Source organism: Kurthia sp. ISK08, from assembly GCF_046159805.1.
Lineage (GTDB): Bacteria > Bacillota > Bacilli > Bacillales_A > Planococcaceae > Kurthia > Kurthia gibsonii.
In genome coordinates this window covers 80,888-94,916 of sequence record NZ_JBJXHL010000005.1, presented here as the reverse complement: position 1 = coordinate 94,916, position 14,029 = coordinate 80,888, and the positions used below count along the sequence as shown (strand labels likewise).

Below are 14,029 nucleotides of genomic sequence, written 5' to 3'. Positions count from 1 at the left end.
TTCTATGCTATACCGAGCTATTCCATAACGTTTTGAGGGGGGTTATGAATACTCTGTTATTCTTCATCAGCTCTTTTTGGAGAAAAGTGGCTAATGTCCTCTGTATTTCTATTTTCGAGGAGAAGTAATTTGTTTATATGATAATGATAATCGTTATCAATTAAATAGTCAATAGATTTATTAAACTTTTTTCGTGTATAGTTGGTATAAGGGGGAGAAATATGACACGTTTATCACAAGACCAATTACAACAACTACATGCATATAGTAATTATGTAGATGTAGAACAACCTTTTTTATTTAATTTACAACAATTATTAGATGATGACTTTTTAGAAGATGCTAAAAATATATGGAAAGCAGTTAGCCAAAGCGACCAAGATGCAGTTGCGATTTCGTACTTCACAAGACGCTACGGTATGTTCATCTCCATGCAATTTTATATGCTCACCGTCTATGACGAAATGTGGATGGGGAAGTTCGAAAACTTACAATTTGGCGTACGAGAAGAATTCGGTCGTCCTTCTATTTGTATGTTCACACGTAGCGAAGATTGGGACATGATTGATGAAGATGAGCGCGAACAAGCTGTACATACCATTCTACTTGAGCAATGTCATCAGATTTTCTCACAACTAAAAAAGCTAGGCGGCGTATCCGTCTTAACGCACTGGGAGAATGTATTTGGTTATCTTTTATGGCATTACCATACGCTTCTTTCAAGTCATGCGACAGAAGAAGAGGCCAGAATATATTTAGATTTTCTTGAAGGAGATGTTGTATGGGAAGGAATTAGTGAACATTCACGTTTTCACACTTATACAGGCGGACAACACCCTTCCACACTCATTCACTTACCTGTTAGAAAGAGTTGCTGTTTTTCAAAAGACGTTCCGGGTTTACTGGCTTGTGGTTTTTGTCCATTAAAATAATACACGAAAGAAGAAATCATTTATTCCATTGATTTCTTTTTTTATTTTAGTTTAAAACGGGAATACTACAGTGAGTTCATACTTTACAAATTATGAGATTCTATTATACACTTGCAACATAAAGTTTCCCTAAAACAACTTTTTGTCGTTCACACAGATTAAGGAGCGCAGACTATGAAAAACAAACAAAAAACACCTTTATCCGCAAATGCTGTCTTACGCGGTGAGATTAAAGGTTTCAGACAGATTCTTCCCTTTTTAGGTCCTGCATTCATTGCAGCAGTTGCCTATATTGACCCTGGTAACTTTGCGACGAATATTACCGCAGGTTCTGAATATGGCTATCTACTCTTATGGGTCATTGTCGTTTCTAACTTAATGGCGGTATTGATTCAATCTTTATCAGCTAAACTTGGCATTGCGACAGGGCGTAACCTACCTGAAGTCGCACGTGATAATTTTTCGAAAAAAACATCGATTATGCTCTGGATTCAAGCAGAAATTGTCATCATCGCAACCGATTTAGCCGAATTTATCGGTGCAGCTCTTGGACTTTACCTAGTATTTAAAATTCCTATGTTACCAGCTGCTCTTATAACCGCGGTGGCTGCTTTTGGTATTTTAGAGCTTCAAAGACGTGGTGTTCGTACATTTGAAGCCATTGTATCCGGTATGGTTATGATGGTTGTGATGGCTTTTGCCTTCCAAACATTTTTAGCTGATCCGAAGCCAACGGAAGTATTATCTGGACTGTTCCCCTCTTTTGATGGTGTTGGTTCCATCTTACTTGCTACAGGGATTTTAGGGGCAACGGTTATGCCACATGCCATCTACCTCCATTCTTCTCTAACGCAAAGTCGAGTAATTGGACGTTCTGAAGCAGAAAAGAAAAAGATTTTCAAATTTGAGTTTTTCGATATTGTCATCGCAATGGTTATTGCAGGTGCAATTAATATATCGATGTTAGTCATTGCGGCTGCTTTATTCCATAAACGTGGAATGGATGTCAGCGATTTAGATGTTGCCTACCATGAACTCGGCTCATTAATCGGTCCTACAGCTGCAGTATCATTCGGCCTAGGATTATTAATTGCTGGTTTAGCAAGTTCAGCTGTTGGTACGATGTCTGGTGATGTCGTTATGCAAGGGTTTATTAATCGACGAATTCCACTCTACTTACGTCGTGCGATTACGATGGCTCCACCTATTCTCATTATCGCACTCGGTTTAAATGCCACTGTTGCTTTAGTATGGAGTCAGGTAATCCTATCATTTGGTATCGCATTCGCTTTAATACCACTCATTATTTTCACGAGTAACCCTAAAATCATGGGTGGTTTAGTGAATCGAAAATGGGTGACCTATACAAGTTGGGTAATTGCGGCTATTACGGTTGCACTTAATCTATTCTTAATTTACAGTTCGATTGTTGAATTAATTCAATCTTAATAAGTAAAAAAGATCTTTTTCTCTATTAGAGTGAAAGATCTTTTTCATTTCAAAATTCTAGATTATTCCGTCATTTTATACCTAAAACAGATGATTTGATTATTCTTCATCACTTTAGGGAATCGATATGGGTATAAATCGAAAGAAATCTGAAAATTTATGCTTCATTTTTTTTACTTTATGTTACAATTAATAGTAAGAGGTGATGAGATGGTTATATGGATTCTTATTTTAGCAGTCATCGATTTAATTGTATGGGGGTTCGCTTGGAGAGAGCTAGTGCATTATGGTCGTCGTCGTATGGAAAAAGCACCACGTCGTTTAGTCGTATTATTCGTACTTGGTATTGTTGTGACGATTGCTTTAGTTATTACATTAATTCAATTGCTGAGAATATTAAATTAAAATAGGTGGCATTTCAAATGAAAAGAAAAGCACACAAAATAGAATGAGGACAAGGTTTATGAATTACATAACCTGTCCTTATTTTTTATTGAATATATTTATTATTTAATAAAATGGATTGAATAGTTTTAGTAGGAATTTCAAACTCACATATTCCCATGAAACCTGGTGCAACTTCATACTTATCAAATACAATAACTAATTTATTATGATTATTAATATAAAAACTTTGGTTTCGATGAATTGATTTAAATGGATCAAATAATTCTTTTTTAGGAATCCCTCCCCCTTCAACCCAATAAATTTTTTCATTTTTAGATTCGACCACTTGTTTTTTCATCTGTTCTTTTATATTTTCACTAATAATATTTACATACGTATCATTTACAAATAAACTTGGTAATGTAATTATTCTCTCTTGCTTAAGATCCACTGTATCGTATTTTCGTGTTGTTGACGACGAACCTACTGTATTCACTTCGTAACGATATAAGGATAAAAGATTGTCAGTTTGTGTTACAACTTTATAGCCACTTTCTATCCCCATATTCCCTTGTTCACTCTTTTTCATATCATCCATATCTTTTTTGAATTCTTTATATAGCTTTTCGCCTTCTTCATTGTATTTCTTATTTAGTTCTTGAATTTCTCTTGAATCACTTTTTATATTTGGAACTTCAACATGTAATTTATAATTTTCTTCCTCTACCTCATATTTTGAGAAAGTTAACACTTTTACAATTTGATTCATCAATGGAATCGTTGCTATTTTTTTGGCGAAGACCGGACTTATATTAACTGTCGTAGCAAATAATGCAATCGCTGCTATAGCTCCTATTAAGATTTTATTCCAATAAGTTTTTCTTCTTTTTTTCTTCAAACTCTTTTCAATAATCCAATCTAGTTGTTCTGGTATATCCTCCTGTTCATAATATTTTTTCAATTTCTTTATATCTTTTTGATCCACTATAAATCCTCCTCGTTTTCCAAGTTAAGTTTTAATATCTTTAAAGCTTTATATAATCTCGATTTAACTGTATTGATATTTAAACCCAAGATATTCGCCACGTCTTCAATTTTTATATCTTCAAAATATCTTAATATAATTACTTCTTTATATTTTAAAGGTAGTTCATCCAAAGATTTTTTTAGATCAAAATTTTCATAAGAATTATTGTAAGGGGGTAAGTTATTTTCTAAAAATACATCTTCCATTACATACATTTTTTTATTTTTTCTTAAGAAATCAATTGCTGTTCTGATAACAATTTTATAAAACCAACTTTTTATGGATTGTAAATCCTTCACTTTATAAAGTGATTTCAAAGCTTTATGAATACTATCTTGTATAATATCTAATGCATCTTGTTCATTTTTCACATAACTATAAGCAAGTAAATAAAAACGCTTTTTATTCTCTTTTATAAAGGACACAAAAAACTGTTCCTTCTCTAGATCTTTCATCTTTAAGACTCCTTTTATTCATTTCATTCACACAATAGATTAGACGATTACACTTCTAGTAAAAGTTTAAAAAAATAAAAAAAAACAGAATGATTTATTAACCACTCTGTTTTTTATTTTTTTATAATTGTTTCACATGGAACAATTTGTTAAAGTGTTTGACCTACTGTTGTGACTGCATTAAAGAATAAATCGATAAAGCCGTCACGATTTACTGTGTGTAATACATGAACATTTGGTTCTTTTCCTGTTTTCTTTGCGAAATCAACCAATGTTGCTCCTTGTGTTAGTGAGCCATTCAACTCAACTTCGACAAAGTAATCATCACCTTTAAATAACTCTGGTTCAACTAGACACGCAACTGCACACACATCATGCACACGAATTTGTTCTTCAAATCCAGGTGGGTTAAATGGTGTTTGAGATTGTGTGAATGTATAGAAGTTCATCATATCTGCTACTTTTTCAGCGAATGGTGTACCTAAATTGCGTAAGCGTGTCATTTCATCGCGTGTAATGTAGGCTTTATGCGTTACATCTAAACCGCTCATAATAATTGGAACACCCGAACGGAATACTAATTCCACTGCGTGCGGATCAACATATGCATTGAATTCAGCTACTGTTGACATGTTACCACCAACTGCTGCTCCGCCCATCCAAGAAATCTGTTTAATGAATGGTTTCACTTCTGGATGTGCAAATAATAAAGCAGCCACATTCGTTAATGGGCCTGTTGCAACAATCGTAATTGGCTCTTCAGCGTTCATTAAAACATCGCACATCGCTTGAATCGCTGTACGGTCACTTGCTTGTAAAACAGGGTCTGCCCATTTTACATTACCAAGTCCACCTTCACCATGGATATCTTCTGCTACCTCTTGTTTACGGAACATTGGTTGCTCGATTCCTTTTGCAACTTCTACTTCTTTTTGAATGTATGTTAGGAAACTTAATGTGTTATAAGTTGTTTTATCAATTGTTAAGTTACCAGCCTCAACTGTTACTAATTTAATATCTAGTTCTGGACGCGCATATGCTAATGTCAGCATCATTGTGTCGTCGATACCTGGGTCACAGTCGATGATTACAGGGATTTTGTTCATGTGTAGATAACACTCCTTATATAATAGTTATCTTATTATATACTTTTTATTTCTCATACACTACATACCATTCATCATTTTCTTCGTACATTTTTGTCCCTACAAAGCCATTTTTCAATAATTTTTGTTGACCTTCTGTATCACGCATGACAATGGTCTCTTTTTTTACATATGTTGGATTTGGAGTGCGTAAATCTTTGAAAAATACATAGCGTAATTTATCTACATATTTAATTTTCAAGGCTTTTACAACTAGACCTTGAGAAAATTTATCTTTTAAACTTGGAATATTGTATGGTTGAACTGTTGAACATACATAGTCATAACGCGTTTGATCGATTCGTTCCATCGACCATTGCGCCATTTTCTTTTGTAGACCATATCCTCTATATTCTGGTGCTACATTGGAAATCTCTTGATAAAGTACGCGATGGAATTGATCTTCTGGAACACCACAATCATATCCTAGATGTTCTTCTTCTATTAGTGGATTTAATAGTGCGCGGAAGCCAATCATTTCCTCCTCTACGAAAACACCAATCATCATCTTTTCATCTTGTAGAATCGCTTCAAATTCTTCTGTCGTTAATGGTTGAAGGACACTTCGAACAGGCAATGCTTCATATACACGTTGCTGAAGTGCTTCGATTGCCTGTAAGTCATCCATTGTTAAATAACGAACAGCAAAAGGTGTTTCTCCTAAGTGACCTGTTAAAAAATATGTCATATCTGTTACCCCTTACCCTGTAATCTTCTCTGAAAATGCTGTTAATTCGTGAAGAACTGCTTCGTCAACATCTACACCAAGTCCAGGTTTTTCATTCAATTGAATGAATGGAATATCATACTTCAAGTTTCCGATATCCTTTGAAAATTTAATTGGTCCTGTTAATTCAACACTACCCATAATTTTTTTTGAGAAAGCTACGTGGAATCCAGCAGCTGAACCAACTGATGATTCAACCATCGAACCGATTTGACATTCAATCCCCGCCATTTCAGCCATTACAGCTAACTTCATGGCTGGGTAAATACCACCACATTTCATTAGTTTAATATTCGCTTTATCTGCTGCACGTTTTGCGATGACTTCACGCATATCACGCTCGCTACGTAAACCTTCATCAATCATCAATGTAATATCTGATTTCGCCTTAATCTCAACTAGACCGTCAATATCATTATCTTCTACAGGCTGTTCTAACCAATCGATATTTAAATCCTTCATACCACGAAGCGCTTTTAATGTCGTTGCTGCATTACCCCATCCTTGGTTAACGTCAACACGAATTGCGATATCTTGACCTACGCGTTCACGTACTGCTTTGATACGTGCTACATCTTTTGCTACTTCTGTTCCGACCTTCATTTTAAACGATGTATAACCAAGTTCCATCTTCTGAGCTGCTTCTTCAGCCATTTTTTCTGGTTCTCCGATTGATAATACATGTGTAATCGGGAATTTCTCATGATAACGGCCACCTAATAATTGATACACAGGTACATTCATCGACTTTCCTGCAATATCGAAACAAGCGATATCAATTGCTGCTTTGGCTGCTGGTGCTGGTTTTACAACATGATTCATCACATCATGTAACTTCTCAAATTGACGTGGATCTAAACCAATTACGGCTGGTGCTAAATGATTTTTTAAAACTTGGAATGTACTTTCCCACGTTTCCCCTGTAATATGTTCATCTGGAACTGCTTCACCATATCCAACAATTCCATCATCTGTCGTCATTTTCACGATAATCGATTGGATTGAATCATATGTCGCATAGCTGATGATAAATGGATCGATTAATGGTAAGTTAATAGCAAATAGCTCAATTTCTTTAATTTTCATAGATAAAAAACTCCTTTATAATAGATGTCGTTTAGTTGTCGTTAAATAACGAAAATAAAAAGCAAAGGAAGATGACCATGCACATTCGAATGGCATTAATCAGCTCACAAGCTTATCAAAAATACATTTCTAGTATCGCACAAAAAATAGCGGATATCCAACTAGATTTTTATGTGTATGAAGAACCGGAACAAGCAACACAATTACTACATGAATTACAACCATGTGATGCACTTATTATTGGTGGCTTTTTACCGTATTTAGAAGTGAAACCTTTGTTGCCTTCACTTCGTATTCCTTATACACATTTTATACAAGATGAGGCTACCATCTCTACTACATTATTAGCTGCTATAACCAAATATCATATTCCGCTCAATCAAATCTCCATTGATGTGATTGAACCAACATTCGTTACGTCTATTTTACAAGACATTCATCAGCTTGATACTCCTCCATATATTCATGATGCAACACAAGTAGACGTGGAACAACGTCATCGAACATTATACGATGAAGGGCATATACAACTGATTATTACTAGCGTACACCAATTATATGAAAAGTTAAAAGCAAATGGTTATCCTGTTATGCGTATGCAAGAATCGACTTCTGCAACCATTCAAAAGTTAGAAAAAATGCGTGATTCTGTTCTTTTGCAAAAATCAAATGCCAACCGTATGACAGCAGGTGTCTTAAAAATTCATCCAGAAGATGAGGCTGCTTTCATTCATTTTACGCAAGCCATCCATGCAAATTATACAAGGCAAAATACACATCGTATGGAATTATACACAACAATTGGTCACTTAGAACAACTACTACACAATGAAAAACAGTTAAAAGCCTGTCTCGCCTATTTTAAAAAACCGTATCAAATGGGTTTCGGCTATGGTGAGTCGATTTCAGAAGCACTTCAACATGCACAAGATGCTCTTCAATTTACAAAAACCGACGAAATCTACATTCTTGATGAATATAGTCGTTTATTAGGTCCTTACCCAACTCATCAAACGATTTTGCCACTCAAATTTGATAGTGAGAAGCAAAAAGAAATGGCTGAACGTACAAAATTAAGTGTACTCAGTCTTTCAAAAATGAGTTCATTCATTGAGGAACGCCATACAAAGCACTTTACTGCACAAGATGTTGCAGATCACCTACATGTAACAAGACGCACCGCTGAGCGCATGATTAAAAAACTATTAGAACATGGTTATTTAGCAATTATTTCTTCTGAAATGACATACAAAAAAGGTAGGCCACGTGCAGTTTACACTTGGATTGGCTCTTAATACTGGAAAAGCAAATCGCCAATAAGAGACGATTTGCTTTTTTACATTTATAATGCACTTGGTTCTAATGCTTTTTCTTCTTCGATTTCTTTTTGTTTTGCTTCTTCTAATTCTTCAGGTGTTAATTTAACAATCGCAAAACCTACATAAGCATAAATAATCGAAATAATTGGTACAACAAAGTTTAAAATAGCATATGGCGCATATTCAAATGCACTTACACCTAACGTTGCAAAAATGAATACACCACATGTATTCCACGGGAAGAATACAGACGTTAAAGTACCACCATCTTCTAACGCGCGTGATAAGTTTTTAGAATGTAACCCTCGATCTCGGTAAGCTTTTACAAACATACGCGATGGTACGACAATTGAGATATATTGTTCAGAACAAGTCGCATTTGTAAAAATACAAGCTGTAATCGTAGATGCTACTAGACTACCTGTTGATTTTGCCCATTTCATAATGACTTGAATTAATGATTTCAACATACCTGAGTACTCTAAAATACCACCAAATGTCATCGCGATAATCGTCATTGATACCGTACCCATCATGCCATCTAATCCGCCTTGATTGAATAGTTTATCAACTAATTCATTACCTGATTCTAAAACAAAACCACTTTGTAATGTTTCAAGTGCAAATTTTGTTGAACCGCCTTGAACCGTAATTTGTAATAAGAAACCCATCACAATCCCTGCAAGTAATGCCGGAATAGCCGGAATTTTCTTGGCTACCATGAAAATAACTGCTACAGGCACAATTAATAACCATGGTGAGATATAAAACGTCTCTTGTAAGACACGTAATGTCGTTAAAATACTTTCAGAGTTCATATTCACATCTGCAAACTTACGACCTAAAATACCGAAAACAATTAATGAAATAATTAATCCTGGAATCGTCGTATAGAGCATGTGACGAATATGATCGAATAATTGTGTACCTGTTAAACCAGAAGCTAAATTTGTTGTATCTGATAATGGTGACATCTTATCACCGAAATAAGCGCCTGAAATAACTGCTCCTGCAATCATTGGTGCAGGAATACCCATACTTAGTCCAATACCCATACCAGCAACCCCCACAGTTGCCATTGTAGACCATGAACTACCGATTGCTAATGCTACAATCGCACATAATAATAGAATTGTTACTAAGAACCATGCAGGTGAGATTAATTTCAAACCGTAAAAAATCATCGTCGCAACGACACCGCCACCAACCCATGCGCCAATTGTAAAACCAACAAGCATGATGATGACAACCGCTGGAAGTGCTAATTTAATCCCCTTATACATCATTTCTTCTACTTCTAACCATTTAAAACCATGAGCAATCGCCACAATCGCTGCTGTTACTGTACCAATAACAAGTGGTACGTGCGGGCTTGTCCCCAAAACAGCAACCGCTACAGCCATCGATGTAATCATGACAAAGAACGTTAAAATCGTCCATCTTGCTTTAATTTCTCTTTTCATCCATCTCATCCCCTTTATCTGTCTGAAAAATGAAAACATTCACTAGAATTAAGAATATCCGGTGAGTGGAAAGAGGTCAATGCAAAATTTTTGCACCAAAGCAGAAAGAAAACGATTACATAGACAGTATTTTTATTTGTAATAGCTAAACAATACAAATACAATAAAACGAATAAAAATTTATTTAAATGTATAAAAAACCACTTAATCAATTTGATTAAGTGGTCGAAATGTATTTTATTTTCGTGGTGTTTTCTTTAATAATGTAGCCAATACTTTTGACGCATCTACTAGAGCCTGTTGGTCAAATGTCATATGTGGGTGATGTAAACCAGGTGCTAAATCCGCTCCTACACCTAACATCGCAGCCTTTAGCTCTGGCTTCTTCACTGTATAAAAATGAAAATCATCCGCTCCCGGTGTATGGATCGCTTCTGTGCAAAATTCTTCACCTAGCGTTTCAACAATTGCTTCTTTTGCCATCTGTGCCGCTTCTTCAGAAACTTCTGCTCCTGGCGTATAATCATAAAAGCGCCACTCTAAATCGATGTCAAACTGTTGTTGAATAGCTTGCAACCCTTTATGGATAGCTGTTTTCATATCATCTAATAAAGCATTACTTTGCGCACGCAGATCCATCGCAAACGTCGCACTCCCTGGAATGATATTCGTACTTCCACCATCAGCAACTACTTTGGTTAATTTCGCTGAATGTGGTTCGAACGGTGAAAAGTGCAAACTATTTAGCATTTGATGAACAGCCATGACAACATCCAGTGCATTTTTGCCTTGATGTGGTCGAGCACCATGTGCATCAATACCTTTGATGCTTCCCTCTAAGAAATACGCTGCTCCATGGTGAATCGCTGGCGCAATTTTACCAAGTGGTAATTCTTCAATTGGACGTAGATGAACACCGAATAAATGAGATACACCGTCAACAGCCCCATGTTCATAAGCTGCAACAGCCCCATTTCCTAGTTCCTCTGCAGGTTGGAAAATGAAACGAACACGATGTGTTAATGGTTCATTTCGCAAACGAATTAATGCTCCTAACACCATTGTGATATTCGCATCGTGCCCACATGAATGATTCGCGCGCCATACACCATCTACTTCTTGCCACAAGGCATCGATATCTGCACGAACAGCGATAATTTCATCTCCTGTACCAATTTCTGCAACTAAACCTGGAATATCACCGAATAAACGATACTCCACTTGTAGTTCTTCCATAATCGAAGCTAATGTTTTTGTTGTTTCATACTCTTTCCAACTTACTTCTGGATGTTCATGAAAATGACGAAACCAATCGTAAATCTGTTGTTCTACTGTCAATTCTGTCATAACCGCACCTCATTAAACTTAATTTCGTTGTTTTTTCTTTAAATTTCGCATTGCGATAAGTTGATTTCGCTTACTCGCAATTTTATTATCACCAATTAACATTAAAATTTGTAGCATCGTAAATGGTAACGAGCGTCGTTTACGATAGGCAATATATTTTGGTCGCCACTCATTCGCATATTGCTCTTTCAAATAACGTAAGTCTTTTTTATTCCCAGATTCTTGTGCATTCACTAAAATCTGAGCTGCAATTTTCTCTGAAATTCCCGCATATTTAGATACACCAACATGTTTTAAATAAACCATTCCAATATTAATATATCGATAACCTTTTTCCTTCGTTGCAATTAACGAGCAGACTAACAAATAATCAAGTGCATGTGCTGGCATGTCTGTTTGTGTCGAACGCAATAAACTAATCGCAATCGTATGCTTTGGACCATCTAATTCTGTTAAATTTGCAAATGCGACAATTTCTTGTTGTTTGTTTCGTAATAAAACGATTGGACCATTATTTAAATAGCTCTCATTAAATACATAATGTTCACCAATTTGTTCTTTATCGCCTTGCCATATAGCTGAAAGTTCTGCTAACTCTCGTATAAATGTTTCAGAAAATTTCGGTTCTAACCATTCAAATGTATAACCAACTTCTTGCATTTCTTTTTGTAACTGTTTATATTGCTCTTTTTCTTCATGCGTTAAAACAACTTCTGAAATCTCTACATTTCCTTCTTCACCTAGTTTAAAAAAGTTATAGCCGTATCCGTATAAATACGGAATGAATGAATCACTGACTTCATAAAATACAGGTGTATAACCATAGTAATCTGCAAAGGCAATAAATTCCTCAATCGATGATTTAAAGTGCTTTTGATCACCAATCAAATCGCCTTGCACAATAAATTTATCTGCAGTAATACGGTAAGAGAACAGAACATTACGCTGTTTATTCCAAAAAATACATTGATGCATATGCTGTTCAAAATGATGCGCTTCTGTCACACCATATTTTGCGATATGCTTTGCTACTCCATCTTGATTTTCAACTAGATAGACACGCTTGAATTGGGTTCGATTGCGCTGCCATCGTTCAAACAGAACTACTGCCCCAATAACAATCAATCCAATTAATGCACTTTTAAATAAGTCATCAGGGTTACGAATAATAATCCCTTGTACATGTTCGGAAAGGTGGTGACGTAAATCCGACTTCACAATAATACCAATCACTAAATAACTTAGTAATACAACCGTAATAACGAATGTATTGAAAATACTGCGTCCCCATGTCTCTACATAACTCGTACGATAGAAACGATTGCGTGCAAAGTACAGTAATAGCGCTACAAAAATCATAAAGAGTGCTTGTCGATATTGAATACCTTTTACAATGAAAAGCGCAGCCGCAAATAATAAGACGAACAGTGTTGCTTTAAATGTGCGGCGGTCCTTATAAGAGATTCCGTTTGATAAGGCTAATAGTAGAAAGCCTGTCATAACCGATACTTGATGCGATACATTAATAAAAGGTAATGATGTAAGTTCTCTCACATACTTTATTTTTTCGATTGCACCCGGTGCAACACTTGAGATTAATAAACTTAAACCAGCTAAAAATACGAGTGCTGTCGCAATAATATGCATCGTACGTTCTAATAGTAAGTTTGGAATGCTATTATAACCTCTATTGAATGAACGCCAAATATCACGAATAAAGAGAACCAACCCAGCTAAGAACGGAATTGCATAATATCCAACACGATAGAATAGTAATAATACTAATACAGATTCTGAAGGAATATTTAAACTCGTAGCTCCCCAAATGAAAACTAAGTCAAAAGAGCCTAATCCTCCAGGGATCATACTGACAATACCGGCTGCTGAAGCAATAACAAACATCGGCCATAAATCGATTAAAGGCACATCAATATTAAGTAATTTTGTTAAAATAACGAGCATTGTGAAAGCACCTAGCCACTCACAAATAGATACAAATGTTAGTGCAACATCGCCTAGCAATTGATGTCTCGTCATTTTTTTACGCAGTAGCTGAACAATCGCGCGCACAATTAAAAACGGTGTATATAAACCGATAAATGCAGCTACATATAGTAAGAAAGGATGCTCTGTAAAAATTCGAATATCACGGAAGAAAATTAATAATAAATCCGCAAATAGTGAAATCCCTGCTAAATAAAAGAGCGTTACAGAGGCAATCATTTTAAAGAATGTCGTATTATCCATGTCTGGCTTTTTAAAGTAATGTGTACGCAAAAGTACACCTACTAAGCCACCAAATCCGATTAAGTTTGAAAATGAATTAATTATTAAAGATTCTTTCATAAGCCTTTTGATTGGCATTTTTAACTTCAGTTTTTTCATAATAAAAAAATCATAAAAAAACATTGGAAAAGCTAAAAAAAGCGGCACAACTGCGATTAATGCTAGCGTCCGAACATCAATTGAACCAAGTTGCCGCGCAATTTGAGCTCCATTTGCTTCTCTTACAATTTTGGTCAATTCGTGAATCGCAAAAAGCATTAAGAGAATCGGTAAAATAACTTTAATCCATTGAAAGATTTTTGAACGATTTATTTTCACCCGTCTCCCCCATTTACATATTTTTTATCATCCTATTAATTATAACGAATCTTTTAATATAAAGTGCTTTATTTTATAAGTATTTTCA

The 14,029-nt window shown here is 35.4% G+C and carries 12 protein-coding genes; 4 read left to right on the top strand and 8 right to left on the bottom strand.

The features are described 5' to 3' along the window. The first annotated feature begins 221 nt into the window (after window positions 1–221). The 3 genes from ACKVQX_RS10560 to ACKVQX_RS10550 all read left to right on the top strand — a co-directional run bounded on the left by ACKVQX_RS10560 (window position 222) and on the right by ACKVQX_RS10550 (window position 2,786). Window positions 222–932 (top strand): siderophore-iron reductase FhuF, encoded by a 711-nt coding sequence (locus tag ACKVQX_RS10560; RefSeq protein ID WP_325943478.1) that lies wholly within the window; start codon window positions 222–224, stop codon window positions 930–932. A gap of 174 nt (window positions 933–1,106) precedes the next feature. Then, on the top strand, window positions 1,107–2,381 hold the full coding sequence (locus ACKVQX_RS10555; RefSeq protein ID WP_087680938.1) for an Nramp family divalent metal transporter: 1,275 nt from the start codon (window positions 1,107–1,109) through the stop codon (window positions 2,379–2,381). A gap of 210 nt (window positions 2,382–2,591) precedes the next feature. Then, window positions 2,592–2,786, top strand: a complete 195-nt coding sequence (locus ACKVQX_RS10550; RefSeq protein ID WP_068456372.1) for a hypothetical protein — start codon at window positions 2,592–2,594, stop codon at window positions 2,784–2,786. Between the two features lie 85 nt (window positions 2,787–2,871). On the opposite strand, the gene ACKVQX_RS10545 is transcribed toward ACKVQX_RS10550, so the two are convergent. The 5 genes from ACKVQX_RS10545 to ACKVQX_RS10525 form a co-directional block, all read right to left on the bottom strand. Beyond that, window positions 2,872–3,753: a DUF3298 domain-containing protein gene (locus ACKVQX_RS10545; RefSeq protein ID WP_336663773.1), complete on the bottom strand. Its 882-nt coding sequence runs from the start codon at window positions 3,751–3,753 to the stop codon at window positions 2,872–2,874. Then, window positions 3,753–4,250 (bottom strand): RNA polymerase sigma factor, encoded by a 498-nt coding sequence (locus ACKVQX_RS10540; RefSeq protein WP_087680940.1) that lies wholly within the window; start codon window positions 4,248–4,250, stop codon window positions 3,753–3,755. Before ACKVQX_RS10540 ends, ACKVQX_RS10545 begins: the two co-directional genes overlap by 1 nt. Before the next feature lie 149 nt (window positions 4,251–4,399). Next, window positions 4,400–5,356 carry a nucleoside hydrolase gene (locus ACKVQX_RS10535; protein WP_409136296.1) on the bottom strand — a complete coding sequence of 319 codons (957 nt, stop codon included), beginning with the start codon at window positions 5,354–5,356 and terminating at the stop codon, window positions 4,400–4,402. 46 nt (window positions 5,357–5,402) lie between these two features. Beyond that, entirely contained in the window at window positions 5,403–6,083 is a 681-nt protein-coding gene (locus tag ACKVQX_RS10530) for a GNAT family N-acetyltransferase (RefSeq protein ID WP_409136295.1), read from the bottom strand. 12 nt (window positions 6,084–6,095) lie between these two features. Then, window positions 6,096–7,208 (bottom strand): mandelate racemase/muconate lactonizing enzyme family protein, encoded by a 1,113-nt coding sequence (locus ACKVQX_RS10525; protein WP_068456381.1) that lies wholly within the window; start codon window positions 7,206–7,208, stop codon window positions 6,096–6,098. A gap of 77 nt (window positions 7,209–7,285) precedes the next feature. Between ACKVQX_RS10525 and ACKVQX_RS10520 the strand changes: the two genes are divergently transcribed. Beyond that, on the top strand, window positions 7,286–8,503 hold the full coding sequence (locus ACKVQX_RS10520) for an HTH domain-containing protein (RefSeq protein ID WP_068456384.1): 1,218 nt from the start codon (window positions 7,286–7,288) through the stop codon (window positions 8,501–8,503). A 47-nt stretch (window positions 8,504–8,550) separates the two neighbouring features. Here ACKVQX_RS10520 and nhaC read toward each other — a convergent pair whose 3' ends face one another. The 3 genes from nhaC to mprF all read right to left on the bottom strand — a co-directional run bounded on the left by nhaC (window position 8,551) and on the right by mprF (window position 13,941). Beyond that, window positions 8,551–9,990 (bottom strand): Na+/H+ antiporter NhaC, encoded by a 1,440-nt coding sequence (gene nhaC, locus ACKVQX_RS10515; RefSeq protein WP_068456388.1) that lies wholly within the window; start codon window positions 9,988–9,990, stop codon window positions 8,551–8,553. A gap of 237 nt (window positions 9,991–10,227) precedes the next feature. Further along, entirely contained in the window at window positions 10,228–11,337 is a 1,110-nt protein-coding gene (locus tag ACKVQX_RS10510; RefSeq protein ID WP_325943480.1) for an amidohydrolase, read from the bottom strand. Between the two features lie 18 nt (window positions 11,338–11,355). Beyond that, window positions 11,356–13,941 (bottom strand): bifunctional lysylphosphatidylglycerol flippase/synthetase MprF, encoded by a 2,586-nt coding sequence (gene mprF, locus ACKVQX_RS10505; protein WP_368634301.1) that lies wholly within the window; start codon window positions 13,939–13,941, stop codon window positions 11,356–11,358. Window positions 13,942–14,029: the final 88 nt, after the last annotated feature.